Here is a 24,608-nt window from a genome sequence, read left to right on the forward strand (position 1 = left end):
CCAACGAAGCTATTCTGATAAACGACCCCGCCGCGGCGGGACAAACAAAGGTGACCCAGGATGACAAAAACGCTGTTTGAGCCCTATACTCTCGGCTCGCTGACCCTCTCAAATCGTATCATCATGGCGCCCCTGACGCGCAATCGCGCTGGCCCGGGCTTCGTTCCAGGCGATCTCACCGCAGAGTATTACGGCCAGCGCGCGTCGGCCGGCCTGCTGATTTCGGAGGCCACGCAAATCTCGCAGCAGGGACAGGGTTACCAGGACACGCCCGGCATCTATTCCCAAGCTCAGATCGACGGCTGGCGCAAGGTCACCGCCGCTGTGCACGCCAAGGGCGGGCGGATTTTCCTGCAGCTTTGGCATGTCGGGCGCGTCTCGCACGTCGATCTCCAGGAGAACGGCGTTGCGCCAGTGGCGCCCTCAGCGATCCGGGCCGAGACCAAAACGTTCGTCAACAACAGCTTCGTCGACGTCTCAGAGCCGCGCGCGCTCGAACTGGATGAACTGCCGGGCATCGTGGACGACTTCCGCAAAGCAGCCGCAAACGCTGTCGCGGCGGGCTTCGACGGCGTTGAAGTTCATGGCGCCAATGGCTATCTGCTCGACCAGTTTGCCAAGGACGGCGTCAACATCCGGAAGGACGCGTACGGCGGATCGATCGAGAACCGGGCCCGGCTGATGCTGGAGGTTACGGCTTCGGTAGTCGAGGAGATTGGCGCCGAGCGCACCGGAATCCGGATTTCGCCCGTGTCGCCCGCCAATGGCGTTTCGAGCAGTGACGCTCAAGCGCAGTTTGACTACATCGTCGATCAACTCGATGCTTTGGGCATCGTCTACATTCATGTCGTCGAGGGCGCCACGGGCGGACCACGCGACGTCACGCCGTTCGACTTCGGCTCGCTCCGCCGCCGCTTCGGCAACACCTATATTGCCAACAACGGATACGATCTTGAGCTTGCGACGTCGTACCTCACCGAGGGTAAGGCGGACTTGTTCGCCTTCGGTCGGCCCTTTATCGCCAATCCCGACCTGGTGGATCGACTGCAAACCGGTGCGCCGCTGGCGCAGATCAATCCTGCCACGATCTATGGCGGGGGCGCCGCGGGCTATACCGATTATCCCGCCATCGCAGCCGCAAGTCGCCGCTGATCCCTTCTGGTGCCGCGCTTAGGCGCGGCCCGACCAGCGTTTGCCGCTCTAAGTGCGAGCGAAGTGAAAAAAAGCCAGACAGCACCTCCAGCCCTCTTGCTATACCAGGCCAGCCCTCGCCGCCGGTGGCGCGAACGAGTCACATCGTTAGTCGGTGCTCAACTGATCGGCCGACATTTTGCCCGATTTCTTGTCCCGCACCATTTCGTACTTGATTTTCTGACCGTCATTGAGGCCGCGCGTAGTCCGGCCCGCTCAACGGCGGAGATATGAACGAAAACATCTGTACCGCCATCATCCGGCTGAATGAAGCCAAAACCTTTGGTCGAATTGAACCATTTAACAGTGCCATTAGCCATTTTAAACCTTCTTGGTGCGTATGGGAGCGCGCCAGATTGGCAACGACCCCGTTATAGTGCGGCCAGAGCCGCCGAGGTCGAGATAGACGCAATGTAACTCTTCCACGCCTTTGGCGAGTTGATCGACAGACATGGATGCATAGCCGAAGATATATCCAGCTCGCTCATCAGTCGGCGATGAGAACAGGCGCGTGACAGGATAGATTCCGATGTCATGGCTTCGAGCGGCTTCGGAAAAACGCTCCTCATCCCTGGAACAGATCGTGTTGAACCACACGACGACGTGAAGTCCCGCAGTCGTGCCGACGATCTCGATGTCGTCGGCAAAAGCGCGGGTCATTAAAGCTAGAAATGCAGCGCGTCTCTCCGCATTCAGTCTCCGCATCCGGCGGACATGCCGCTCATAAGCGCCTGTCTCGATCAACGCGGCGAGAGCTTCTTGCTCGAACGTGGACGTGTGCCGGTCGGCAATCCGCTTGCAGTGAATGAAGGCATCGACAAGAGGATGCGGGAGCACGATGTATCCGAGCCTCAGCGTCGGCGACAGGGTCTTCGAGACCGTTCCGACATAGATGACGCGGCCATGCCCAGACAGATAGAGAGTCGGTATGGGGCCAACATCGTACCGATACTCGCTGTCGTAGTCATCCTCGATGACATAAGCGTTTGCCGACGCGGCCCACTCCATCAATGCCTGGCGATGCGCAGCAGGCAACACCCCTCCCAGGGGGAACTGATGGCTCGGAGTCACGTACGCCACCGCGATGTCGCCAGCCTCCGGAAGCTTCGTGGTGTCCATGCCATGAGCACCACAGGGCACAGCAACGGTGTCTGCTCCGACCGCGAGCATGACGTTCTTTGCCATGGCATAGCACGGGTCTTCCACCACGACCCTGTCGCCGGGATTGACCAGGACCCGCGCGCAGAGGTCCAGCGCCTGTTGCGATCCATTTACGACCATGATCTGGTCGAGATCGCAACTGATGCCCCTTGAGCGCCAGACGTAGCCCTGCAAGGCCTCTCGCAAGGATCGGCTTCCTGCCGGATCATCGTATCCCAATCTGTCGCGATGTATGAGGAAGGCGGTGTTCAGCGCTTTTCGCCAGGAGGCCTTTGGAAAGTCCGCCGCTGCGACATCCCCGTAGCGGAAATCGAACTTGAGCGGCTGCCTCCCGGCGGTGCTGTTCGACGGCAGGGCCATCGCACGAGTTGCATAGGCTGAAAGTTGGCGAGCGGCGATCGCCGAACGGTCGTGCTGGTTGACCTGGCTCGGCCGCCCTGCGGAGGCAACCGACGCCTTTCGACCCTGCTGTACCCGGACATAACCCTCAGAAATGAGCTGGTCGAAAGCGGCGGTCACTGTCGTCCTCGACACCCCCAGCTCTTCCGCAAGCGCGCGGCTTGAAGGTAAGGCGTCGCCGACACCGTAGACTCCGGCCTCGATCTGCGTGAGTAGGGAATGATAGATACGCCGCGTCGCTCCGGTCCTGCGAGACCCCTCCTTGTACTGGACCAATAAAAATCTCCTAAAGTGGCCGTTTAGTTTGTGCCAGTGAACTGCAATAGTGGCTTGCAGTCAAGGAAGCGATCATTACTGGTCGCGCCGCTCATGGATTGCTTTTGCCTGAATTGATGGAGTTGCCTGGATGTTTGAAAATCCCGTAATCGACGGTCGAATACAGAATATTGCACCGGGATTTAGAGCCGTGAGCGTTCACGTCGATGCGGCTTCAGCCGGAGAAGGACGTTTCGATCCTCGATTGCTGACGGAAGCCTGCGATTGCGTGTTGGCCGGTGGCCCGGCCTGGGCGGAAACGCATCTGGCGAGTTGGTCCGACGCCTATGTCCGCTTTGGCGCGAAGCCGAACCGCACGCCGTGCTCAGCCCAGGCCCTGAGAAAGCGGGTTCTGAAGGACAACACCATTCCGACGATCAACCCTGTCGTCGACCTCTACAACGCCATCTCCCTGAAATACGCAATCCCGGTTGGCGGCGAGAACTACGACTCCTATGTCGGAAGACCCTTCCTGACGATCGCGGACGGAACGGAGACGTTCGACACTGTAATGAACGGGGAGGAAGTCAACGATCCTCCCGTAGTGGGAGAGGTCATCTGGCGCGACGACACTGGCGTCACCTGCAGACGCTGGAACTGGCGACAGGGAACTCGAACCCGTCTGGAGACTGCAAAAGGCCGGATGTGGTTCATCTTGGAGGCGTTGGAAACCATGCCCGACGAAGCGCTGGCGGAGGCGACGGATGCCCTGGTCGAAGGGCTGAACACGTTGTTGCCAGGCTGCACGATCGTTAGCCAAACGATTGCCATCACCAAGTGACGTTTCCGGTCGAGCGAGCGCATCCATCGATTGGGACGAGATTTTCAAGGGTTCAGAGAATGAATGTTGATTTCCATCAGTTGCTCATCGTCTTTGCGGCATATGTCATAGCCGCAGGAAGCCCCGGCCCGAGCAACATGCGTATCATGGGCGTGGCGATGGCTCGCGGCAGAGGTGCTGCGCTGGTGCTCGCCTCGGGCGTCGTCAGCGGCTCGATCTTCTGGGGTCTGATGGCCTCGTCGGGCATCTCCGCCTTGTTGGCCAGGTACGCCCAGGCACTGATCGTTCTGCAGATTTTCGGGGGCCTCTATTTGCTGTTCCTCGCCTTCAGGGCGGGACGGTCGGCACTGACGTCGAACGAAAGGCCGGCGGCGCGCGCGTCGGCCGACGACGTCGCTCTGTCACGGGGTGCGCTTTACCGGCGGGGTCTATTGATGCATTTGGCGAACCCAAAATCCGTGCTGGCATGGATCGCGCTGGTCACGCTGGGCATCGGCCCGAATTCGTCATGGCAGAGCATCGCCGCGATATTGGGTGGCTGCGCCGTCCTGAGTGTCACGATCTTCTGCGGCTACGCCGTTGTCTTCTCCACCCCGCCGATGGTGGCTCTGTATCGTCGCTGTCGCCGCTGGATTGAAAGTCTGCTGGCGATCTTCTTCGCGTTCGCAGGGCTGCGCATGCTCTTCTCCCGCCTATAGTTTCGAAAGGATAGATGATGACTTTGTTTCGTGGCCTGTCGGCGTTCCCTCTCACACCAACCGATGCGGAAGGGCATGTTGACACCGAAGCGCTGGCTCGTTTTCTCGAGCGCATTCATCGCGCGGGAGCAGACTCGATCGGGCTTCTCGGCAGCACGGGTGGTTATGCTTACCTCACCAGAGAGCAACGGAAGCGTGCCGTCCAGGCGGCCGTGGAATGCATCGGCGGCAAAATGCCTCTTGTCGTGGGTGTGGGAGCATTGCGTACCGACGACGCTCAGTCTCTGGCGCACGATGCCAAAGCCGCTGGCGCTGACGGCCTGCTCCTGGCACCGATGTCCTACGTTCCCCTGAACGACGACGAAGTCTTCCGGCACTTCGTCGCCGTGGCCGAGGCGGGGGACCTGCCTTTGTGCATATACAACAATCCAAGCACCACGCGCTTCACATTCAGCGACGCATTGATCGCCCGGCTGTCAGCGGTGTCCAACATCGTCGCCGTGAAAATGCCTCTGGCGGCAGATGACGATTACGCTGGGGAACTCGCACGCCTGCGGCAGATGACCCCTGACACCTTCACAATCGGCTACAGCGGCGATTGGGGCGCGGCCGATGCCCTGCTTGCCGGATGCGACACCTGGTATAGCGTTGCCGCAGGTCTGCTGGCAGCCCCGGCGCTTGCGCTCACGCGTGCAGCGCAGTCCGACGACGCTGTCGAGGCCGCGCGGTTGAACGGTGCCTTCGAACCGCTCTGGGCCTTGTTCAAACGCTGCGGCAGTTTTCGCGTCATGTTCGTCATCGCCGACCTCCTGGGACTGGCGCACGTCCAGCCGGCGCGCCCTGTTTTGCCGTTGCCGGAGGAAGCAAGCGACGACGTCAGGCAGGCATTGGAGACGCTCGAGATCGCCGAGCGCGGGGCATAATTTCCAGTGTTACCGCTGACAGTTATTGGTTGCAAAGCAAGCGTTCTGTTGAGGCTCCTTGGCCGTCTTTTCGCCTGGCGGATCGGCGACTCGGTTGATCGATCGCCTCGCCCGCGAATTGACGGGAATTCGTTCGAACTAAGCGACCTTGGCCTCCGTCCATCGATGCGGAGCGATCTTCAGTTGGGCGTCTTCGCTGTTCAAATATGAAACCAGCTCGGATGAAAGCTTGAAATTTCGTCGTGGAGTTCAAGTCCAGACGACAACTGGCGAATCGACAAAATACATCGATCTGGGGGACACGGACCTTAAGAATTGCTCGCAGGGTCGAGGATCAATCCCAAACCTGTTCGAGCAGACACATCGACCTGCGGTGTCCGAAACGGCGGAGATGGCATCTCGGCAGCGCGTTGGCGAATTCGCGTCTGGGATTGACGAGATGAGCTGGTCGTCGGCCCGGTCATGGACAGGTCCCGCGCGGCAAAGCCGACGGATCCGATCGGCGAGGCTGTGCCCGATACAGACCCGGGTGATACGCCGTTGGAAGAGACTGCGGAGAGGGCCAACAAAAGCAGCCGTGCGCCATCGAGCGCTGAAAATATTGAGTGCGTCACAGTGTTAGCGACACCGATTTTCGAAACAAGTTCAGGAGCAAATAGATTGCGGATGACACTTCGCCGCCTTAAAGGTTTTGGAAGCGGCAATCAGCCGTGAAAGCGTCGAGGATTTGTTTATGCCCACTGGCACGGTTAAGTTTTTCAATGGAGACAAAGGTTTTGGCTTCATTACACCCGAAAATGGAGGAGCTGACGTGTTTGTACACGTGTCTGCTTTGGAGGGCGGCAACTCGCTGAGTGAAGGACAGAAAGTGAGCTACGACATCGGTCAGGATCGCAAGACCGGGAAATCGAAAGCTGAAAACGTTCGCGTGCTTTGATTGAGATCGTTCCGTTGTTGGATCGGCCGTGTGTGGAGGCCAATCCTTGTTTGGCGATCCGAAGTCCTTCGCCTTGAATAGACTTCCAATATTCAGCACGAGAGAAAAGCGGTCCCGGACGAGGCATTATGCAACTCTCGGCGCACATACCGAGAACGTCGGGGGTAGCACTCAAAAATTGCGACGCGATGGAGGCGCCACCTGATCGTAGAAATTTTCGCATTGCTGAAGAGCGAAATCCTTGATCCGTGCCTGAGATGGCGTAACTCTGCCCAAAGCTGAAACGAGGCACGCCCGGGATCAAACCCGGGGCAGCCACAGGCTAATCTTCAGCGGGTGCCTCCGGTATTCGGGAAAACATCGGTATGAATCGATCGATGGTAATGGGGTAAGGCTTCATCTGTTTCGGCGGTTTAGTGTCATTTGCGACGGACATCAGCGCCCAACCCTTATATTTCACGTCGTGGCTTTTCCGGAGTAGCTCGGGAAGCTCATCATGACACCACCTCTGATGCCTTGGCCAAAGTGTCTGAGCATCCCACTACGATATCGTTATCCGGAACGGCCTTTTGACATCACTTTGGACATTCGGCTCCGGTTTTCACCCAAGCAGCGATCAGTGCGGCAAAAGTCTCCTGCGAACCGGGAGGGGCGGTTCGTCCATCGCCCGGGTGCCAGGCCCAGCCGACCAGGTGATCCTCACCCATATGTTTTATGAGATCGTCGTGCGAGCGATTGCCGTTGCGGCTCGTGTCCTTCACCTGCTGGCATATTTCGCTGACCGTCAGCCCTTGCCAGGCCATGCTGGCCGGAGCCAATTGCCAGTGTGCGTTGCCCGGGATGGATTTCATGCGGCTTCCGACGATCGGACGATTTTCGGCGCCATGGCAGGTGCTGCACGCAAGACCCAGCGGACCCATTGAGCTATTGCTGGCGATCATCAGCGGCACGTGCGGGTGCTTGTCTTCTCCTTGCGTCGGGCTGCGCGTTGCCGGATGGCAGTTGATGCAGCGCGGATGCGTCAGGACGCGGCTTGCCTCTTCGAAGATGGCCTTCGAGCGCGCGCTGGTATCAGCTATCGCATCGAAATCGGAGATGGCCTTGAGCGGGCCGCTTCCCGATGTCTCGGCGTAACCCTGCAAGGGTCCCATGACGATATATGTTCCGGCTGTCGCGAGAACGGATGCGATTGCAATGACGGCAAAACGCATGGCCATGGTCACACCCTCCGGAATTCGTTCTGGTCGATCGGCAGCGACCGCAGCCGCTTGCCCGTCGCTGCAAAGATCGCATTATACAGCGACGGGGCAACGCCGGGCGTGCCGACCTCGCCTATGCCGCCCGGCGCCTCCGAACTCGGAACGATGTATACCTCGATCCTCGGCGTCTCATGTATTCGCAACACGGGAGAGTCGTCGAAGTTGCCCTCGACGACGGCTCCGTTCTGGACGGTCAAGCGTCCGTAGAGCGCAGCGCTGAGGCCGTAGACGATGCCGCTCAATATCTGGGCGTCCACCGTGTCCGGATTGACGACCTGGCCACAGTCGACTGCACAGACGATGCGCTCGACCTTGGGTTTTCCGTCGTCCCCGACGCTTACTTCAGAGATCATGGCGGCAAAGCTGCCGAAATCCTCCGAAAGGGCGATGCCCCGTCCTTTGCCTTGAGGCAGGGCATTTGACCAGCCCGCCTTTTCGGCGGCCAGATCAAGAGCAGCAAGGAGGCGCGGCTTATGCTGAAGGAGACGTTTGCGGTACTCGATCGGATCAATTTTCGCGGCATTAGCCAGTTCGTCGATGCTACCTTCGATCGGAAAGATGTTGCGCGTGGCGCCGACGCCGCGCCAGTTACCCGTCAACATTCCGTCGGGTGCCTCGTGGCGCACGAACTCCGTGTATTTGTTCGGGATCGCGTATGACGACTCTGCGCCGCCCATGATGTCAAGGTCGATACCATCTTTGGTAAAGGCCGGCAGCCAGCGTGCCATGACGGCGGGACCGATCACTCGATGCCGCCATGAAACGGGCATGCCATCCGGACTAAGCGTCGCGGTGACCTTGCTGTAATTGAGATAGCGATAACAGTCGTGGCGGATGTCCTCCTCGCGGCTCCAGGTGACCTTCACCGGGCCATCCACCTGTTTTGCGATCTTCGCCGCCAGAATGACGCCGTCGACGTCGAGCCTGCGGCCGAAACCGCCACCGAGTAGTTGATTATGAACCATGACCTTATCCAACGGCAGGCCAGTGACGTCGGCTACGGCCTGCCGCGCACGCCCCGCCACCTGGGTGCCGGTCCACACGTCACAGCTGTCGCTGCGAATGTGGAGGGTGCAGTTCATTGGCTCCATTGCCGAATGCGTGAGGATGGGCATGCGGTAGACGAATTCATGAACGGGCCCGTGTTCCGCTTCTGCCTTGGCGACATCGCCTTCATTTATATGAGGCAGCGCCTTGCCGCCGTTCGTCGCATCCTCGGCGCGCATCTCGAGTTCGGCCAATGTGAGATCGCCGCTCGGACCCAGCTCCCACTCGATGGCGAGCGCCGCAAGCCCTTTGCGCGCAGCGCCGGTATTGTCGGCCACCACTGCAACCGCGTCCTCGATGTGGACGACCTGTTTGACACCCTTGACCGCCATTGCCGGCTTGTCATCAACGGAACGCAGCTTGCCGCCGAAGTGCGGGCAGATCGCGATCGCCGCGTAGGACACACCGTCCGGGCGAGCGTCTATACCGAATTTTGCGGTACCGTTGACCTTCTCCGCGCTGTCAAGGCGCCGGATGGGCTTGCCGATAACCTTAAAGCTCGATGCAGGCTTGAGCGGTACGTCCTGTGGAACGGTCTCGGATGCGGCAGCTTGAATAAGGCTGCCATAGGCCGCGCTGCGTCCGCTTGCGGCGTGAACGACATGCCCGGCCTCGGCCGTGCACGTATCGGGCGCAACGCCCCAGCCACGCGCCGCGGCGTTCACCAGCACCATACGGGCGCTGGCACCTGCCTTGCGCATCTGCTCGTACACAGCGCGGATGGCGAGCGAGCCGCCTGTGATCTGGTCGCCCAATAATGGGTTTGCATAACGGGTCGGATCAGCAGGTGCGTGCTCCAGCACCACCTGGTCAAGGGTAACTTCCAGTTCTTCGGCGAGCAACATCGCCACCGAAGTGTAGATGCCCTGCCCCATCTCCACGGAGGGCATGATGAGAACAATTTTGCCATCGGCAGGAATGCGAATGAAGGGGTTTGGTTCAAACCCGGCAGCGGCAGCCGAGGAAATCGACGGGCGCAACCCGATGATCAGCCCGGCTCCAGTGAGCGTTGCGCCGATCAGAAAGTGGCGGCGCGAGACGGAAAGATTGACTTTGTCATGGATGGACATCGCATCACCCCGCCTTTGCTGCCTGCTTGATGGCCGCCCGAATGCGCGGATAGGTGCCGCACCGACAGATATTTCCGGCCATGACCGCATCAATATCGTCGTCAGTCGGCGACGGATTGGCAGCAAGCAGCGCGGTCGCGGACATGATCTGTCCGGATTGACAGTAACCACACTGGACGACATCGATATCCAGCCAGGCCTTCTGTATCCGCGCGCCTGCGGCAGTATCGCCAATCGCCTCGATCGTGGTGATAGGCTTGCCTACCGCGTCAGCGACCGGCATGACGCACGACCGCACCGGTACGCCGTCGACATGCACGGTGCAGGCACCGCACATGGCAATGCCACAGCCGAACTTCGTGCCTGTCAGACCTATGGTGTCGCGAAGGACCCATAAGAGCGGAATGTCGTCGTCCACATCGATGGCATAGTCGTTGCCATTAACCATAAGATTATGAGACATGTGAAACCCGGCTGACAGCCGCCCCCAACCAACCTACAGCAATCGCTAAAAACTACCGGAAATTGCGGGAAGCAGCAAGGTATGAACTCTGGCTTAGCCTGTGTGCCGAGGACCGAAGAGTGATCCGTCCACAAAAGGTCTGCTATGGCTCGGAAGCGGTCATAACGGACGCCTTGGGAGTCACGCGTGCGGTTCCAGAGGAGCCCTTATGCGACTTTCGAAGCACAAAACGCGAATGTCATTTCTGAGTTTGAAGAACCGCGAAGTCAACCGAATATTCGTCGCAGTTCGTGGCTGACGTATTGTCGGGAAAGGCAGATGCATGTTGCTGATGCCAGTCTTCAAGTTCGGAGGTTGGCATCATGAAGCTTGGTCGGGCTCTTGGTGAAGAAGAGGCGTTCGCGATTGTTGAGGAAACCGTCAACGGGCCTATCGGTGATCGTGGTCTTGCTATTTGGGCCATCGGCCAGAAGAGGTTGTGGTCCGTTCTGGATCGCATCTGGGCACAGCGCACCGCACTCACTGAACGTGAAATGGCTCGCCTATCTCTCGACCTGATCAAACGCATCAAACGCGGTCTCCGGGTCCCGTGGTTCGCGGATGGATGCTCATTGTTTTTACTTAATATTTACAGCTTTCCCGCATCTAAATATTACTTAACTTCATCTAGACTGATGATAAAAGGAAGAATTTCCAGTCTACGGATGATTTCCTTTGCCGATCCTGCAACCGAATGGCTATGCGTCCCTGTGATCGCCCCAACACGCGTTTTCCTTGAATTTTGGGCGTTTTGACGCCTGTAGATCTGCTCGATCGCCTATTATCGGCATTTTCAAACGACCGTTTGTCCATAACTTTCGATATTGTACAGACGTTCTCCAAGAACCAACGAACGAACGCCGCCGCCATCTTTAATCGAACAGCCGCAACCATCTCGTTCGCGTGGCAGTGCTGCGGGCGCAATGCTATCATGGCAAGCCGTTCCGACACGTTTGCGCGGAATGCATGAAGGCTCGATCGCATTGGACATCTTCCCTCAGACGTGTCGAGGATTACCGATGAACGCCATAATCTATGCCATAGCCAGCATTCCGATCGCCATCGTGCTTGCACTGATTCTTAAACGTTTCCAGATTGGAGAAAGTACGACCTTCATAGCCTTGCTGCTTCTGCCGCTCGGTGTCTGGGGCATAGCGTCGGGTACGATCAGCGAATTTTCCGCCGGCGGCGTCGGGCTGAAATTTCGCGAGGCCGCCAATGCTGAGGTCAGGACATTGCCACTGACCGCCGTGGTGGAGGACTTCCAGATGGTGGAAAAAGGCGGTCTGGCGGCCATTGAAGGCTTTACCCGCGCCCTTACGCCCGGCAAGCCCATTGCGCTCACGCTGCACCTTGGCCGGCGGGGCTACTACGTGCCGTCTGCCATCGTGAGCTACCTGCAGGCATTGTCGAGCTTCGATCCGGAACTCACATTGGTGGTGACGGACGCTCAAGGAAAATTCGCAGCGGCGGCTGATGGCCGGGCGGTCATCAATTTTCTCACGGGCCAAAATGACCGCTTCGAAGCTGAGCAGCGATTCCGGGAAGCGATCGATTTTGCCGATGCCAGCAAGCTTTTGCGGATCCCGGGGTTTACCGATGCGGCGATCGCAGCTGACGCATCCAACGCCGACGCGTTGACGAAAATGGACGAGACAACAAGGAGAACACTGGTTGCACTTGACGCTGAGAACAAACCCACCGGCATTGCCAAGCGGGATGCGATCGTGACCCACCTTCTCGTGCAACTTACATCCGGCAGTTCGCGATGAAAGTCGCTATCGAATTTGGAATGGCACCGTGAAACTTTGCCGCGAAATCGTAACCTCGTCTGGCGCTGCAGGAACTGGCGATGCGCGGCGAACCGTGTCAAGCACGCTTTGATCGAGTTGCGGCGAGCCGGAACTGCCAACGACACTGGCAGACACGATATCGCCCACGCGCGTTACGACAAATCGCACGCTCACCGTACCCTCGCCGTCTGCTCGAGCCCTTTTGGCTCGGCGCGCCAAGTAGGCCTCAACTCTGGTTTGCCACTTTGCCGCCTGCCTTACCGTCGCCGCACTTGATGCTGTTGGCCGCTGCTTCGCCTCGCGAGGTGTCTCGTCCCTGACTACGGCGGTCGGCGCCTTCTCCGGTTTGCGCTCGGCCTTCTCGAAGCGCTTCTTTGGGGCATCAGGGTTCCTGGCTTCAGGTCGCACGACGGGCAAAGGCACTTCCACCTTCGGCAGTTCGACCAGCTCTTCAGTTTGCTCGTCCGGAGGTGCGACTTCCTCGGGTACGGGTGTGGGCTGTTCGGCGACATCCGGCTCTGGCTGATCCGGGGTCGTTTCCTCAACCGGCTGTGTCTGCGGCTCCGGCTCCGATTGTACTTCCTGTGCAGGCTCTGACGCAGCCGCTTCCTGCGGAACGGGTTCCGGAGCCACCGGCTCCGGTTCAATTGGTGCTTCTTCCTTGACCGGTTGTGCCATGACTGGCGCAGGAAGCGGTTCCATATCGATCATCACTGCAGCGGCAATCTCACCACCTCGGTCGAGCGTTTGATAGTTCTGAATATACCAGGCACCTCCAGCATGAAGGCATGCCACGATGAGGCCGGCACCAGACCAGAGAACCACCTCGCGCCAATCGGGACGCAAGAGCCCTCGCTTTGGTGAAGCGATTCCTGCGTGCATTACTGAGGGCTTCCGCTCGGCGCTACTGCTGGTGCACTCTGCACTACAGGAGCACTTTCAAGCCCGACCAGCGCGATCTTGAGATAGCCGTTCTCACGCAGACCATTCATCAGATCCATCAGCGAACCGTAGTCGACCGCCTTGTCCGCGCGCAGGAAAACGCGTGTTTCCTTATCGCCCTTGGTTCGTTGGTCGAGAAAGCTGCCTAGCGTTTCGCGTGTCAGTGTGTCATTGCCGATGGCAATCGAATGGTCTTCCTTGAGCGTGAGCCAAACCGGTTGGTCCGGGCGCGGTGTCGGCGTGGCAGTCGAAGCCGGCAAATCAACGTTGATATCGACTGTTGCCAGCGGCGCCGCCACCATGAAGATGATGAGCAGGACCAGCATGACGTCGATGAACGGCGTCACGTTGATCTCATGATTTTCCTGCAGGTCGTCGTCCGATGCGTTGTGCCTGATGCCGCCAGCCATGACGGGTCTCCCTACTCAGCTGCGGCAGCGCGCTGCTGCTGTGACTTTGGCACCAAGGCAAAATCCACATCGCGGCTGACCAGACGCTCAACGCCCGCTGAAGCATCGGCGAGCAGCTGTCTGTAGCCGGTGATCGACCGGGCGAACACGTTGTAGATCACCACAGCTGGAATAGCGGCGACCAGGCCGATCGCAGTTGCGAGCAAGGCCTCCGCTATGCCGGGCGCTACAATGGCGAGATTGGTCGTCTGCGATTGCGAGATTCCGATGAAGGAATTCATGATCCCCCACACCGTGCCGAACAGTCCCACAAAGGGTGCCGTCGAACCGATGGTGGCCAATACACCTGTACCGCGGCTCATGCGGCGGCCCGCCTGTGCTTCGATACGCGACAGACGCGACGCAACGCGCTCCTTCAGGCCATCAGCACTGGCATGGCCTTGCGCTTCGAGCGATATGCGCACTTCTTCGCGGGCGGCGTGGACAAACAAGACGCCGGGACCGCCTTTGCCCTCAAGCTCTCGTTCGGCATCGAGCAGCGTGCTGGCGTTGCCAATTGCTTTCAAGGCGCGATAGGCGCGCAATCTCGCCCCGGCAAGCTCGAGTGTTTTTGCAAGCCAGATCGTCCAGGTCACCAGGGACGCAAAGGCGAGACCAATCATCACCGCCTTGACTACCCAATCGGCCGCCATGAACATGCCCCATGGCGAAAGGTTATGCGGCAAATTTCCAGCTGCGGCCGGATTTGGTTGTGCAGGTGCGATTGCTGTTGCGGGAGCAGATTGGGCTTGCGGTGCTGGTTGCGCAGCAACTTCTGGCTGCTGAGCAGGTGTAGGCTCTTGCCCGTAGGCTGCGTGGTAGGACAACGTGCAAGCGAGTAGTAAGCAACCAAGCGTCCCTACCCTCAAACTCGCCATGATTTTACTGGCCGTTGAATGCCCGTTTGGCCTTGCTCGCATTGCTCCGCAATCCTTCAATAGATTCACCGCAGGAGACCTGGATACCGTCGATTGGACCGGGCTCCGCATGCGCGGCTCTGTCTTCGTTTGAGAGCGGCTTAGTATTTATGAGTAAAACAATCAACTATTTTTTGGACCTGTCGACATCGCCGGCCGCCAATGGATCGGGCTCTAGACTATGCCCCAGGCACGGTAACGTCCCCTGCCCGTCATTTCGCGTATGCCCAGTTCAGCGATGAGATTCAGCGCGCCACGTTGTGTTACCTTCAGCTCTTTCGAAATTAGCGCTGTCGAAACCATCGGGCGCGCCAGGAGAAGGTCTATCATGCCCGGCAGGCTCGACGTGGACCGGCGATCCTTCAATTTTCGCTCCATTTGCATGCGCGCCAGACTGAGCCGCTCGACTTCCTTCAGATTTGTTGCACTCGACACCTGGACAGCTTCCAGAAATGCCACAAGGCGGGTGGTGCGATCACGTGCCCGCCGCCGATCACGCGGGATGGTCCGCAATCCGGCATTGAACGCCGCAAGATGTGATTTGGTCTTGCCGCGTTCCCTGAGCATGGCTGCAACAAGCATCGGGCCCAGCCAATGCTGATGTTGCAGCGGCTCGATATCTTCCCATGCGTCCCAGACCACCGCAGCTGCAAGCAGCGGCGGAAGATCACGGGTTCGTTCATGCACCGCGAACCACCGCTCCATCCGTGCTTCTTCATCCCAATCCGGATCGTAGACCAGCGGATCGCCATCAGGCGTCGCGTCGGCCGGCACCGGTTGCTCCCCTCCCCTGCCCTTTCTGTCGCTTGCTGCAGATGCCGGTTGCTTGAGCAACCAGGCCGACCGGTCCAGCAATGCGTCGAGCCGAGCCAACTCATCTTCAAACTCGGTTTCAGCCTGCGATCTGGATTCGCTGTCATAAAGCGGGATGACCTTGGTTTCCGGCGAGCGTTCAGCTGCTGTAATGAAACTATCCGCTCCGCCACGCCCCCGAAGACTGGCCATGCCTTTCGGACTAAGCGCCCAGGCCGGCTGGCTTCCCGCGATCTGGCGCCGGGTCCTCAAGATGGTATGAGCCCGTGTCAATTCGTGCGTCGGTGCGCGAATATCCATGCGGGCATCGTGCAACACCAGATCCTCGACGTGCACGAGCTCACCAGCGAGCCACAAGGCATTGCATGCTTCCATGAAGTGAGCGCGAGCAATCCAACCGTCATTCTCCCGAAGCAGCCCCTCGCCTGACCGGCGACGATCGACCTCACCAAAATCACTCTTTCGGCCCAGTCGGTCATCAAGCCTCGCCAAGGCGTCTTCGGCCGCAACCAAGGGCTGAAGCAGATCATCGAGGGACAAATTATGAGAATCATAAACCATTGAAATCATGGTAAACGATTGGTGAACCGGAAGATATAACGGATTTAACTTCCATTAGGCCGGGCGACGTTTTCGCCCGGATCACTTTTGCAACGAATCACATGGAAGTTGGTACACTATTAGTAGACGGTTTCTCGCCGTTAGCCAACCACTACTGTCGCCTTCCCAGGCACACGGTTGTAAAGATCGATGATGTCCTGGTTGATCAAGCGAACACAGCCGGACGACATGGATTGGCCGATTGACCACCATTCCGGCGAACCGTGGATTCGATATCCGGTGTCGACGCCATCCTTGAAAATATACAGTGCGCGCGCGCCGAGCGGGTTCTCTGGACCCGGCTCCATCCCATGCTCGTATTTGGCCAGTTCCGGTTTGCGCTGGATCATTTCTCGCGGCGGCGTCCAGCGCGGCCATTCTTTCTTGTACTGAATATTGGCCCGGCCGTTCCAGAGAAATCCAGCCTTGCCGATACCGACGCCGTAGCGGATGGCATCACCGCCCGGTTGCACGAGGTACAGGTACTTTTCCTGCAGCCGCACGACGATCGTCCCTGGCTGCTCGCCCGTCGGATCGACTACAATCTGGCGGCGGAACTGGGCCGGAATCTTTTGATACGGAATGGCGGGCAACGAATACGGCCCTTCCTGGACCGCCGCATACATCACGTCCGGAACGGTTACAGATTTGTCGATACTGATCTGCGGACGAATTCCGCTCGTCGGCATGGCGTCGATGTTCAGTTCCGGCATTTCAAAGGTTGTTTGCGTGCAGCCGGATGCACCGAACACCGCGACTGAACCGGCTCCAATCAAAAGCTGGCGGCGGGAAATCATCGGCATCTGCAGTGCGTGTGGGACTGCCTGTTTACGCTTGAACAATTCGGTACTCGCTTACAAAGATGGCAATTGTTCAAACTGTATGGAATTGTGGTTTACAAACCCTAAAGCTGATGCATCGCTTTTTAACCAACGGACCGGCCGGCTCGTTGACAGCTGTCAACAACGCTCTTTCGTCTGTCCGGCGTAATCAACTCCGCATTCCTTGTGGGTTAACACCGAGGACAGTTGACAGCTGTCAACAGCAGCGATCACAGGGAGATTCGCCTAGGTCGAATATCCAGAACGGCACATTCGCTTTATTAGTGTACAATCTGTCGTTTTATGCTTTCACTTTTTCTACGTGTGATTGTATTCTTGCCGTCTGATTTGAGATTAGATCAGGACCATCACAATGCCAGATGACCACCGTCGAGACTGCAGATCTCTTCCTGACGCCAATCCATTCATCATAGATAAGGAAGAGAATACCCCTCCCCCGAACCGTTCCCGCCGCGGGCCCACACGCGCAGCTGAACGACAGATGTGCCTTGCCGAGCAATACATACGCGAGAATATCTATAATCCCATCACCATTGCCGACATCACTGCCAAGACCGGGATCAATATTCGCGCCCTGCAGCGGCTCTACCGGAAATACCACAATGCCACCCCGATTCAGGTTCTCGCCAATTATCGTATCGCCGCTGCCCGCGCGATGATTCTCGATGGACAGGTAACGTCGGTAAGGCATCTGGCGGCCAAGTTACATTTTTCGAACCCTGGCCGGTTTAGCAAACTTTACCGGACAACCTATTCCTGCACGCCGTCTGAACACATTCGGGCGATAAGCCGAAGCGGCCAGTGACCGACACAGCGACAATACGTACTCAGCGATAGGCGGCCGAGCGATCGAGAAAATCATGAAAATGCGCGATCACGCTGTCGCGGTCGATGAAGATCACAGCATAGGCGGGCGGCTCGTGCGTAATCGCAATTCTGTCCGGAGAAAAATCAAGTGCCGACTGATGATTGGTCCCGCGCAGGACGCTGACGGGAATACCCCGCCAACTGCCGGCGATCGGCCGATGCGCATGGCCGGCAAAAATATGCCTGACGTTACCGTGTTGCTCCAGGAGTGCATGAAGGGCATCGGCCTCGACAATGCCCATCCTGTCGAGAAGCGGCATATGGATGGGAAAGGGCGGGTGATGTGAGAAGAGAAACACAGGGCGGTTACTTGCTTCTTCCAGTCGCTGTTGCAACCAACGCAGACGGACGTCGTCAAGGCGCCCTTCCGGCCGTCCTGGGAGTAGCGTGTCGAGCATGATCAACCGGCCTTCCGGGGTATCCTCGACACTATGGATGAAGCCGTCATCCCGATTTCCCCCACCGAACACGTGGCGGAATGCGATGCGATTATCGTGGTTACCGAGCATCAAGCGGAATGGCGGAATGAGCTTGCCCAATTCATCGGACAACGCCCGATATGTGACCTCGTCGCCGGTTTCACTCAGGTCGCCCGTAAAAATGACCAGCGCAGCGTCGCCGTGGTTTCGGTTGATATCGGAGATGCACGCTTTTAGCCGCGCCAACGGGTCAAGACCACATAGAGTCTCGCCCGGCGTCACGAGATGCAGATCGGTCACCTGGATGATTTTCATGGATTGGTCCGAGGGTTGATCAGGAAGGAATGACCGTGCGGAGCCGCGCGCTACCACGCTCGATCAGACGGGTAGTCAGGCGTTCATGCACGGGCGGATGGTCAGGCTCAGCATCGCGGCGATCGAGTAGCGCTACCGCATGCGCGGCCATCACCGAAGCATCCTGCTTGAAAGTGGTAAGATTATAGGCGTCCCACGCCGCTTCGGGGATATCATCGAACCCGATCACAGACAGATCATTCGGGACCCGGAGTTTGGTGTGCCGCCGGACATAGTCAATCAGGCCAAATGCCACGAGATCATTCACGCAGAACACCGCATCGGGGTGGTCCGCCCCGGAAAACAACTGTTCGGCAGCTTCCTGACCACCGGCATAGTTTGAGTTGCGGCCATTTCCTATTTTCACGGCAGCCCCAAGAAGCTCCGCCTCGTGCTGGAAACCATATTCGCGCTCAACAGTCGTTGGCGTGCGCGAGAGTGCTCCTGCAAAACCGAGCTTCCTGCATCCGCTGGCAAGGAATTGCCGCGCCGCTTCACGCCCAGCACCCTCATTGTCGATATTGACGTCGTCCGCGCCCGTCTCTGACCGTCCCAGCACAATCAACGGCTGACCATTGCGGCGCGCAAGGTCAACAAAAGAGGAGGGCGGCGATCCGGACAGGATAATTGTTGCCTCGGCACGATAACCGAACAGAGTTTTCTGGGCAGCCACCAATTCATCGTCAGTCTGGCCGGTATTGATGACGATCGGAACGCTGCCGCGCTGAATCAGCGCCTTCGTGAGCGCTGCCACGAGATGCGACCGGTAACCAAGCTCAGGATTGGTGACGACTAGCCCGACCAGGCGGCTCTTGCGTGCGAGAAGCCCGCGTGCAAGGTCGTTGACCTGATAACCGAGCGCTTCCGCGGCCTCCATGATCTTCTCGCGCTTTTTGGCTGAGACGCTGGCGCCGGGCGTAAATGCCCGTGAGACAGCCGAGCGCGATACGCCAGCATGTTTTGCGACCTGCAACGCGCTTACATACTGCTTGTCGTCTTTCGATGACTTCTTACCCTTGGATCCCATATGTCTAATGCCCAACCTTGGAAAGCACATCGGCGCGCAAGAATCGCTCGACGATCAGCATGAAGCCTATCGAGGGAACGAGCAACAGCAGCGCGGTGATAGAGGCAATCTGATAATTGCCGCCTGAACCTGCCGTATAAAGCAACAGTGGCAGTGTGGTCACATCCGGAGCACCGACAAAATACGTGCCGGTGAATTCATCGAGCGACTCCAGAAACACGAAGATGGCGCTGGCCATAAGGCCAGGGGCGGCGAGGGGCAGCGTCACATCGCGAAACGCATGAAACGGGCCAGCTCCGATCGAACGCGCAGCCTCCTCAAGATCGACATCCACTGCCGAAAACGCCGCTGTTGCAATCCACACGGCGTAGACGAGCCCGTGGGTGACATGCACCATCACCACGCCAGCAATCGTTCCATTGAGCCCGATCTGATAAAAGAACCGGGCAATGTTCACGTAAACTGGAAGGTTCGGAAATGCCTGCGGGATCAAGAATGCCAGAAGGATCAGCCCGCGGAATGGAAGTGTCAGCCGGGAGAGCGCATAACCCGCCGGGATCGCCAACGCCAACGACGCAATGACGGTCAATGCGGCAATAACAATACTCGTCAGCAATGACTCCATGGCATTGCCGCGCGGTGAAAATACCCGTTGCCAGAAGCTCAAACCATATTCCAGTGGCAGCATATGCGGGAAGTACCATTTCTCCGCTATGGTCCAGAGAACGAGATTGCTCAGTGGCCCGAAAATGATGAACGCAAGCAGACCGAGAACAAGGGCGCGTGGCAGCCACCAGAGATCGATGCGAGCCATTACGAACGCTCCTTCACCGATTGGCGCAGATATATCAGAGCTGCGCCGGCAGTTAACAACAGTGAGATCAAGCCCAATGCATTGGCGACGCCATAATCGCCATGGGCGTTGATTCGGAAAGCAATATCGGCGGTGAGCATTGTCGGAGATTGTGCGTTGATCATCAGCGGAACGGACAGAACGGACATCATGGTCACAAAGGACAGAATCAGACCCACCATCAGCGTAGCCGCAATCTGCGGCAGAACGATCTCAATCAGGATACGCAGACGGGAAGCGCCAAGGTTGCGCGCCGCCTCTATCGTACTGCGGTCAAGCGATGCCATAGCGCCTGCAACGAGCAGCGTGACAAATGGGGTCTGCTTCCAGACAAAAGCAATGACAATCCCGCGCCAGTCGAGAAAGCCGACTGTCTGCAGGGGCGTCAACAGGCCGAGACTGACGAGTATGTTGTTCATCAGGCCATTCTTGGCAAGGAAAGTGCGCATGACCTGGCCGACGACGATAAACGGAATGAACATCGGCCAGCGATAAAGCCAACGCAACGCGGCCATCGCTCGGGGATTTTCACCGAGGGTAAGATATCCGCCGATAGATACGGAAAAGAGGCCGATAAGAACCGTTGAAACAGTCACGATCACCAGCGTGAAGATCATGTCGCTCGAGTAGAGCTCGAACGATTTCGTGAAATTGCCGAGACCCATCGTTCCTCCAACTTCAAATGCACCGACAACGGAAGCGAAAAGCGGCACGATGAAGAACAGCACGATCATGATCAATGCTGGCAGAACAAGGAGGATGGCGAGGAGGCGTTTCTGCATTGCGGGTTTCCGGGGGAGGGGAGGGCTCGCAGGTCAATCCCGCGACCCCTTGCTCTGCAAACCTATTAGTTGGCTACATTCTTTTCGTAAGCTTCGAGAATCGCTGAATTATAGGGAGCGATCGGAAAAGGCTTGGCCTTGGTAGCTAGGTCGTCCGGTGAAATATCGACGAAGAGTTTGTCCCAGCTTGCCTTGTCTAGTTCCGGTTGCACAAATTTAGCATCGATACCTGGATACCAGTTGAAGCGCTTGACGATACCGTCCGCCTGAACCTTCGGGCTGGTGGCGAGCGCAACGAACTTCTCGGCCAGATCGGTGTTGGGACTCTTTGCCGGAATAACGTAGTGCATCGGCTGTCCCGGCATGCCTGGCGCCGGCAGCACCAGTTTCATTTCCGGCGGCAGTTTGCCATCGGCCTGCCAGGAATAGAACATGTCGACCCATACCGGACCCATGGCAATTTCACCGCGGCTTAGCATGTCGAGCGTTCCGGCATTGCCCGGGGTTAGGGTGGCGTTGGTTGTGAAATCCTTGAGGCTGGCGAAGGCCTTGTCCCACTTCTTGGTCTCGGCTTCTTCAAACGGACCGTTCATCAGCTTGTTCGCGTCGCCATCGCCAAAGGCGTAGATCCAGCCCATGACGAAACTGACGCCCGACGCACCGCCCTTGATGCCGTTGTAGCCGAACTGCTTCGGATTCTGTTTGGCCCACGCAACAAGTTCCTCGTAGCTCTTCGGCGGGTTTGGAATAAGCGCAGGATTGTAGGCAATCGCTGTCTGGCTGGAGAACATCGGCATGACATAACCGTCGACGTTCGCACCGAGCGCCATCTTGGCCTTTTCGCTGGTAACCATCTCGCCCGAAGGGATCTTGGAACGGTAAGACTCCAGGTAGCCCTCCTTGACTAATGGCCCGGCGAACTTCTCATGGACGACGGCAACATCCGCATCCCATTTGTCGACATTCGCCTTGGCCTGCGCGTCAAACCGCTCGACAATCTTCTGTGAACCAGCGTCGCCTGGTCCTGTTCCAACCACGCGCACCGTCGTGCCAGGATTTTCTTTCTCGAAAATGGGCGCAAGGTAATCATTGACGTAGTCAACCATGTTCTGGTCACCAGCTGTCAAAACCGTCAGATCCGCCGCTGAGGCAGGCGTTGCCGCCAGTCCAAGGATAAGTGAGGTCTGTAGAAGCGTTTTCATTGATAACTCCCGTGAGCAAACATTTATGGATGGCAGTCTTTTGTCGTGGCAGCCGTGTCACGAATGCCAATTTCTCAATGTGCGGGTGCCGGCGCTTCCGGCGTGTTGAAGATGAACAGCGACTGTGCCGGTATACGGACTTTCACGGTCTCTCCCTGGGCAAATGGGGTGATGGAATCGACGAGTATTTCGTCCGTTCCGAGCCGCACTGCATGGCGCCAATGACCGCCTGGATAGCTGACGCTGGCCACCTGACCGCGCAGCTCAAGCGCCCCCGGCTCGCGCGCAGCTGTATCATTATTGCTTACTAGGCGCGCCGCCTCGGCACGGAAGCGTAGCTCGACAGGTCCACTGAGCAATTTCCGTCCGCTCCGTGCTGTCACCGTGGATGAGTTGAAGGCGCCCTCGTGTAATTCGATCTGTTCGCCAGTGACCCGTGCTTGCATGGACAGAAGATTTTCCGCACCCATGAAGGCGGCAACGAAAGGCGAGGCGGGCTTGTTGTAGACCGCCTCAGGCGACCCCTGCTGCTCGATACGCCCGGCATTCATGATCACGATGCGGTCGGCCATCACCATCGCTTCCTCGCGATCATGGGTAACGTGTATGGCCGTAATGCCGAGACGTTGTTGCAAAGAGCGGATTTCATGGCGAACCGTCAGCCGGATGCGCGCGTCGAGATTGGAGAGCGGTTCATCGAGCAGGAGAATTTCCGGATCGATCGCCAGGGCACGGCCCAAAGCTACTCGCTGTCTCTGTCCTCCGGAAAGCTGTCCCGGCTTGCGATTGCCGAGACCGGAAAGGCCAAGCAGGTCTTGCATCTCGGCAACCTTCGCTTCGATGTCTCCGCGCGATCGCTTTTGCAATTTCAACCCGTAACCGATGTTTTGTGCGACAGTCATATGCGGCCATAGTGCATAGGATTGAAACACCAGCGCCATACCGCGCCTGTCGGGCGCCATTTGCGTGACATCGCGCCCGTCAACCTGGATTGAACCTGCAGACGGCCTCGCGAAGCCAGCAATTGTGCGAAGTAGCGTCGTCTTTCCACAGCCGGACGACCCGAGTAGGGCGACGAACTCACCTTTTCCAATACCAAGATCGAGGTCAGCGAGAACGGTCGTCGTACCATAGCCAACGCTGATTTTCTCCACCTCGAGGAAAGTCTGCATAGTCATTTCACGTCCCCGATTGCACAGCTGCGCAATGTTTTCTTTCTACTGTCCGTATATAACAGCGGCGTGACAAGTTAAAAATATTGAAAAGGGAATACCTACTCCCTTTTCACCTGCAAGGGCCGAAAAGGTAGTCCGCGGTTAGAATGTCATAGAACCGTTATCCGGCTTGTATAGAGGTTGGTTAAACCTTGGAACCTGTGCGACACAACCGCCGGTTCGCGTCATTCCACAAAGGGGTCACCATGCGCCAACTTCTCGCTGCTACCATTTTCTTGGCCGCCGGGCTTCATCCGGCATTTGCCGCCGAAGGCACGCTCGTGCTTTACACGAGCCAGCCCAATACCGATGCCCAGCAGACCGCCGATGCTTTCATGGCTAAGAACCCTGGCATCAAAGTCGAGTGGGTGCGGGATGGAACGCCCAAGATCATGGCCAAGCTCCGCGCCGAGATCGAGGCCGGCAATCCCCAGCCCGACGTCCTCCTGATCTCGGATGTCGTGACGATGGAAGGGCTCAAGAAGGAAGGGCGCCTGCTTCCGTTCAAGGATGCCGATACGAAAGGCATCGACTCAGCTTTGGTCGACAAGGATGGTACCTATTTTTCGACCAAGCTGATCACCACCGGTATCGTCTATAACACGAAGGCACCGTTCGTTCCGACAAGCTGGGGCGACCTGACGAAACCGGAAGCGAAGAACCTTGTGAGTATGCCAAGCCCGCTTACCTCCGGCGCTGCGATGATCCACACAGTCACGCTCACCGGGAATCTGCCGCAGGGCTGGGATTATTACGCTGAGCTCGCCAGGAATGGCGCCCAGGCATCGGGCGGCAATGGCGATGTGCTGAAGGCCGTCAGCGGCGGCGACAAGCTCTTCGGCATGATCGTCGACTACATGCCGATCCGTGAGAAGGCCAAGGGGTCCCCGGTCGAATTCGTGTTCCCGAAAGAGGGTGTTTCCGCGGTGACGGAACCGGTCGCCATCCTTTCAACCGCAAAAAACCCTGATGCGGCCAAAGCGTTCGTCGATTTCCTGTTGTCGGAAGAAGGCCAGAAGGTCGCCGTCAAGCAGGGGTACATACCGGCCCGTGCGGATGCGGGCCTGCCGGCCGGCTACCCGGATCGCACCGCCATCAGGGTCCTGAATTATGACGCGGCCGCGGCCCTTGCGAACGATACTGCCAACAAGGAAAAGTTCAGCGAAGTAATGGGACAGTAAATACTCTTGGTTGTCACTCAACCTGATCGCAACACCGCAAGGCCCGCATCCTCAGATGCGGGCCTTCTGC

General features: G+C 58.1%; 24 protein-coding genes and 1 pseudogene. 9 read left to right on the forward strand and 16 right to left on the reverse strand.

Annotation, left to right across the window (positions count from 1 at the left end; translation table 11 throughout):
- Positions 1 to 60: 60 nt before the first annotated feature.
- On the forward strand, positions 61 to 1,152 hold the full coding sequence (locus CU102_RS21220; protein WP_106713097.1) for an alkene reductase: 1,092 nt from the start codon (positions 61 to 63) through the stop codon (positions 1,150 to 1,152).
- 147 nt (positions 1,153 to 1,299) lie between these two features.
- Here the strand turns inward: CU102_RS21220 and CU102_RS21225 are convergent.
- A pseudogene (locus tag CU102_RS21225) lies at positions 1,300 to 1,511 on the reverse strand (cold-shock protein).
- 1 nt (position 1,512) lies between these two features.
- Positions 1,513 to 3,027, reverse strand: a complete 1,515-nt coding sequence (gene pdxR / locus CU102_RS21230; protein ID WP_106713098.1) for a MocR-like pyridoxine biosynthesis transcription factor PdxR — start codon at positions 3,025 to 3,027, stop codon at positions 1,513 to 1,515.
- A gap of 130 nt (positions 3,028 to 3,157) precedes the next feature.
- On the opposite strand from pdxR, the gene CU102_RS21235 reads away from it, so the two are divergent.
- From CU102_RS21235 to CU102_RS21250, 4 genes are all read left to right on the forward strand, one after another.
- On the forward strand, positions 3,158 to 3,847 hold the full coding sequence (locus tag CU102_RS21235; RefSeq protein WP_106713099.1) for a B3/B4 domain-containing protein: 690 nt from the start codon (positions 3,158 to 3,160) through the stop codon (positions 3,845 to 3,847).
- Between the two features lie 59 nt (positions 3,848 to 3,906).
- Positions 3,907 to 4,545, forward strand: coding sequence for a LysE family translocator (locus tag CU102_RS21240; RefSeq protein ID WP_106713100.1), 639 nt, complete (start codon positions 3,907 to 3,909; stop codon positions 4,543 to 4,545).
- 17 nt (positions 4,546 to 4,562) lie between these two features.
- Entirely contained in the window at positions 4,563 to 5,468 is a 906-nt protein-coding gene (locus CU102_RS21245; protein ID WP_106713169.1) for a dihydrodipicolinate synthase family protein, read from the forward strand.
- Positions 5,469 to 6,201: 733 nt separating this feature from the next.
- The gene (locus CU102_RS21250) at positions 6,202 to 6,405 is read left to right on the forward strand and encodes a cold-shock protein (RefSeq protein WP_106713101.1); all 204 of its coding nucleotides are present in this window, start codon (positions 6,202 to 6,204) and stop codon (positions 6,403 to 6,405) included.
- A 575-nt stretch (positions 6,406 to 6,980) separates the two neighbouring features.
- On the opposite strand, the gene CU102_RS21255 is transcribed toward CU102_RS21250, so the two are convergent.
- The 3 genes from CU102_RS21255 to CU102_RS21265 are packed head-to-tail and all read right to left on the reverse strand — an operon-like array spanning position 6,981 to position 10,244.
- On the reverse strand, positions 6,981 to 7,622 hold the full coding sequence (locus CU102_RS21255) for an Isoquinoline 1-oxidoreductase subunit (protein WP_106713102.1): 642 nt from the start codon (positions 7,620 to 7,622) through the stop codon (positions 6,981 to 6,983).
- A 2-nt stretch (positions 7,623 to 7,624) separates the two neighbouring features.
- Positions 7,625 to 9,781 (reverse strand): xanthine dehydrogenase family protein molybdopterin-binding subunit, encoded by a 2,157-nt coding sequence (locus tag CU102_RS21260; protein WP_106713103.1) that lies wholly within the window; start codon positions 9,779 to 9,781, stop codon positions 7,625 to 7,627.
- 4 nt (positions 9,782 to 9,785) lie between these two features.
- The gene (locus CU102_RS21265) at positions 9,786 to 10,244 is read right to left on the reverse strand and encodes a (2Fe-2S)-binding protein (RefSeq protein ID WP_106713104.1); all 459 of its coding nucleotides are present in this window, start codon (positions 10,242 to 10,244) and stop codon (positions 9,786 to 9,788) included.
- A gap of 362 nt (positions 10,245 to 10,606) precedes the next feature.
- Here CU102_RS21265 and CU102_RS21270 point away from each other — a divergent pair, with 362 nt between their 5' ends.
- On the forward strand, positions 10,607 to 11,038 hold the full coding sequence (locus CU102_RS21270; RefSeq protein ID WP_106713105.1) for a hypothetical protein: 432 nt from the start codon (positions 10,607 to 10,609) through the stop codon (positions 11,036 to 11,038).
- Between the two features lie 264 nt (positions 11,039 to 11,302).
- The gene (locus CU102_RS21280; RefSeq protein WP_106713107.1) at positions 11,303 to 12,055 is read left to right on the forward strand and encodes a hypothetical protein; all 753 of its coding nucleotides are present in this window, start codon (positions 11,303 to 11,305) and stop codon (positions 12,053 to 12,055) included.
- 6 nt (positions 12,056 to 12,061) lie between these two features.
- On the opposite strand, the gene CU102_RS21285 is transcribed toward CU102_RS21280, so the two are convergent.
- The 5 genes from CU102_RS21285 to CU102_RS21305 all read right to left on the reverse strand — a co-directional run bounded on the left by CU102_RS21285 (position 12,062) and on the right by CU102_RS21305 (position 16,600).
- Positions 12,062 to 12,958, reverse strand: a complete 897-nt coding sequence (locus CU102_RS21285; RefSeq protein WP_133624628.1) for an energy transducer TonB family protein — start codon at positions 12,956 to 12,958, stop codon at positions 12,062 to 12,064.
- Complete coding sequence (gene exbD, locus CU102_RS21290) at positions 12,958 to 13,428, reverse strand: TonB system transport protein ExbD (protein ID WP_106713109.1); 471 nt, start codon at positions 13,426 to 13,428, stop codon at positions 12,958 to 12,960. The genes CU102_RS21285 and exbD overlap by 1 nt, the downstream gene beginning before the upstream one ends.
- Before the next feature lie 11 nt (positions 13,429 to 13,439).
- The gene (exbB, locus tag CU102_RS21295) at positions 13,440 to 14,387 is read right to left on the reverse strand and encodes a tonB-system energizer ExbB (protein WP_425351584.1); all 948 of its coding nucleotides are present in this window, start codon (positions 14,385 to 14,387) and stop codon (positions 13,440 to 13,442) included.
- A gap of 171 nt (positions 14,388 to 14,558) precedes the next feature.
- The gene (locus CU102_RS21300; protein WP_342588782.1) at positions 14,559 to 15,767 is read right to left on the reverse strand and encodes an RHE_PE00001 family protein; all 1,209 of its coding nucleotides are present in this window, start codon (positions 15,765 to 15,767) and stop codon (positions 14,559 to 14,561) included.
- A gap of 131 nt (positions 15,768 to 15,898) precedes the next feature.
- Positions 15,899 to 16,600, reverse strand: coding sequence for a L,D-transpeptidase (locus CU102_RS21305; RefSeq protein WP_106713171.1), 702 nt, complete (start codon positions 16,598 to 16,600; stop codon positions 15,899 to 15,901).
- 520 nt (positions 16,601 to 17,120) lie between these two features.
- Here CU102_RS21305 and CU102_RS21310 point away from each other — a divergent pair.
- Positions 17,121 to 17,444 (forward strand): helix-turn-helix transcriptional regulator, encoded by a 324-nt coding sequence (locus CU102_RS21310; protein ID WP_166648512.1) that lies wholly within the window; start codon positions 17,121 to 17,123, stop codon positions 17,442 to 17,444.
- A 22-nt stretch (positions 17,445 to 17,466) separates the two neighbouring features.
- Here CU102_RS21310 and CU102_RS21315 read toward each other — a convergent pair whose 3' ends face one another.
- The 6 genes from CU102_RS21315 to CU102_RS21340 all read right to left on the reverse strand — a co-directional run bounded on the left by CU102_RS21315 (position 17,467) and on the right by CU102_RS21340 (position 23,321).
- Positions 17,467 to 18,240: a phosphodiesterase gene (locus tag CU102_RS21315; protein WP_106713112.1), complete on the reverse strand. Its 774-nt coding sequence runs from the start codon at positions 18,238 to 18,240 to the stop codon at positions 17,467 to 17,469.
- A gap of 19 nt (positions 18,241 to 18,259) precedes the next feature.
- Complete coding sequence (locus CU102_RS21320) at positions 18,260 to 19,306, reverse strand: LacI family DNA-binding transcriptional regulator (protein ID WP_106713113.1); 1,047 nt, start codon at positions 19,304 to 19,306, stop codon at positions 18,260 to 18,262.
- 4 nt (positions 19,307 to 19,310) lie between these two features.
- On the reverse strand, positions 19,311 to 20,120 hold the full coding sequence (locus CU102_RS21325) for an ABC transporter permease (RefSeq protein WP_106713114.1): 810 nt from the start codon (positions 20,118 to 20,120) through the stop codon (positions 19,311 to 19,313).
- A complete protein-coding gene (locus CU102_RS21330) occupies positions 20,120 to 20,941 on the reverse strand; it encodes an ABC transporter permease (protein ID WP_106713115.1) in 822 nt (273 codons plus the stop codon). Before CU102_RS21330 ends, CU102_RS21325 begins: the two co-directional genes overlap by 1 nt.
- A gap of 65 nt (positions 20,942 to 21,006) precedes the next feature.
- The gene (locus tag CU102_RS21335; RefSeq protein WP_106713116.1) at positions 21,007 to 22,143 is read right to left on the reverse strand and encodes an ABC transporter substrate-binding protein; all 1,137 of its coding nucleotides are present in this window, start codon (positions 22,141 to 22,143) and stop codon (positions 21,007 to 21,009) included.
- Between the two features lie 74 nt (positions 22,144 to 22,217).
- A complete protein-coding gene (locus CU102_RS21340) occupies positions 22,218 to 23,321 on the reverse strand; it encodes an ABC transporter ATP-binding protein (protein ID WP_425351585.1) in 1,104 nt (367 codons plus the stop codon).
- A 242-nt stretch (positions 23,322 to 23,563) separates the two neighbouring features.
- Between CU102_RS21340 and CU102_RS21345 the strand changes: the two genes are divergently transcribed.
- Positions 23,564 to 24,538 carry an ABC transporter substrate-binding protein gene (locus CU102_RS21345; protein ID WP_106713118.1) on the forward strand — a complete coding sequence of 325 codons (975 nt, stop codon included), beginning with the start codon at positions 23,564 to 23,566 and terminating at the stop codon, positions 24,536 to 24,538.
- Positions 24,539 to 24,608: the final 70 nt, after the last annotated feature.

The organism is Phyllobacterium brassicacearum (assembly GCF_003010955.1).
In the GTDB taxonomy this organism is placed as follows: domain Bacteria; phylum Pseudomonadota; class Alphaproteobacteria; order Rhizobiales; family Rhizobiaceae; genus Phyllobacterium; species Phyllobacterium brassicacearum.

What these genes read in the sequence shown, in the direction of transcription:
- CU102_RS21280 (WP_106713107.1), top strand. Translation starts at nt 11,303, where the DNA reads ATGAACGCCATAATCTATGCCATAGCCAGCATTCCGATCGCCATCGTG.
- CU102_RS21320 (WP_106713113.1), bottom strand. Translation starts at nt 19,306, where the DNA reads ATGGGATCCAAGGGTAAGAAGTCATCGAAAGACGACAAGCAGTATGTA.
- CU102_RS21315 (WP_106713112.1), bottom strand. Translation starts at nt 18,240, where the DNA reads ATGAAAATCATCCAGGTGACCGATCTGCATCTCGTGACGCCGGGCGAG.
- CU102_RS21310 (WP_166648512.1), top strand. Translation starts at nt 17,121, where the DNA reads ATGTGCCTTGCCGAGCAATACATACGCGAGAATATCTATAATCCCATC.
- CU102_RS21335 (WP_106713116.1), bottom strand. Translation starts at nt 22,143, where the DNA reads ATGAAAACGCTTCTACAGACCTCACTTATCCTTGGACTGGCGGCAACG.
- CU102_RS21345 (WP_106713118.1), top strand. Translation starts at nt 23,564, where the DNA reads ATGCGCCAACTTCTCGCTGCTACCATTTTCTTGGCCGCCGGGCTTCAT.
- CU102_RS21250 (WP_106713101.1), top strand. Translation starts at nt 6,202, where the DNA reads ATGCCCACTGGCACGGTTAAGTTTTTCAATGGAGACAAAGGTTTTGGC.
- CU102_RS21330 (WP_106713115.1), bottom strand. Translation starts at nt 20,941, where the DNA reads ATGCAGAAACGCCTCCTCGCCATCCTCCTTGTTCTGCCAGCATTGATC.
- exbD (WP_106713109.1), bottom strand. Translation starts at nt 13,428, where the DNA reads ATGGCTGGCGGCATCAGGCACAACGCATCGGACGACGACCTGCAGGAA.
- CU102_RS21285 (WP_133624628.1), bottom strand. Translation starts at nt 12,958, where the DNA reads ATGCACGCAGGAATCGCTTCACCAAAGCGAGGGCTCTTGCGTCCCGAT.
- CU102_RS21265 (WP_106713104.1), bottom strand. Translation starts at nt 10,244, where the DNA reads ATGTCTCATAATCTTATGGTTAATGGCAACGACTATGCCATCGATGTG.
- CU102_RS21220 (WP_106713097.1), top strand. Translation starts at nt 61, where the DNA reads ATGACAAAAACGCTGTTTGAGCCCTATACTCTCGGCTCGCTGACCCTC.
- CU102_RS21235 (WP_106713099.1), top strand. Translation starts at nt 3,158, where the DNA reads ATGTTTGAAAATCCCGTAATCGACGGTCGAATACAGAATATTGCACCG.
- CU102_RS21260 (WP_106713103.1), bottom strand. Translation starts at nt 9,781, where the DNA reads ATGTCCATCCATGACAAAGTCAATCTTTCCGTCTCGCGCCGCCACTTT.
- CU102_RS21240 (WP_106713100.1), top strand. Translation starts at nt 3,907, where the DNA reads ATGAATGTTGATTTCCATCAGTTGCTCATCGTCTTTGCGGCATATGTC.
- CU102_RS21255 (WP_106713102.1), bottom strand. Translation starts at nt 7,622, where the DNA reads ATGGCCATGCGTTTTGCCGTCATTGCAATCGCATCCGTTCTCGCGACA.
- CU102_RS21325 (WP_106713114.1), bottom strand. Translation starts at nt 20,120, where the DNA reads ATGGCTCGCATCGATCTCTGGTGGCTGCCACGCGCCCTTGTTCTCGGT.
- CU102_RS21305 (WP_106713171.1), bottom strand. Translation starts at nt 16,600, where the DNA reads ATGCCGATGATTTCCCGCCGCCAGCTTTTGATTGGAGCCGGTTCAGTC.
- CU102_RS21340 (WP_425351585.1), bottom strand. Translation starts at nt 23,321, where the DNA reads ATGACTATGCAGACTTTCCTCGAGGTGGAGAAAATCAGCGTTGGCTAT.
- exbB (WP_425351584.1), bottom strand. Translation starts at nt 14,387, where the DNA reads ATGCGAGCAAGGCCAAACGGGCATTCAACGGCCAGTAAAATCATGGCG.
- CU102_RS21270 (WP_106713105.1), top strand. Translation starts at nt 10,607, where the DNA reads ATGAAGCTTGGTCGGGCTCTTGGTGAAGAAGAGGCGTTCGCGATTGTT.
- CU102_RS21300 (WP_342588782.1), bottom strand. Translation starts at nt 15,767, where the DNA reads ATGATTTCAATGGTTTATGATTCTCATAATTTGTCCCTCGATGATCTG.
- CU102_RS21245 (WP_106713169.1), top strand. Translation starts at nt 4,563, where the DNA reads ATGACTTTGTTTCGTGGCCTGTCGGCGTTCCCTCTCACACCAACCGAT.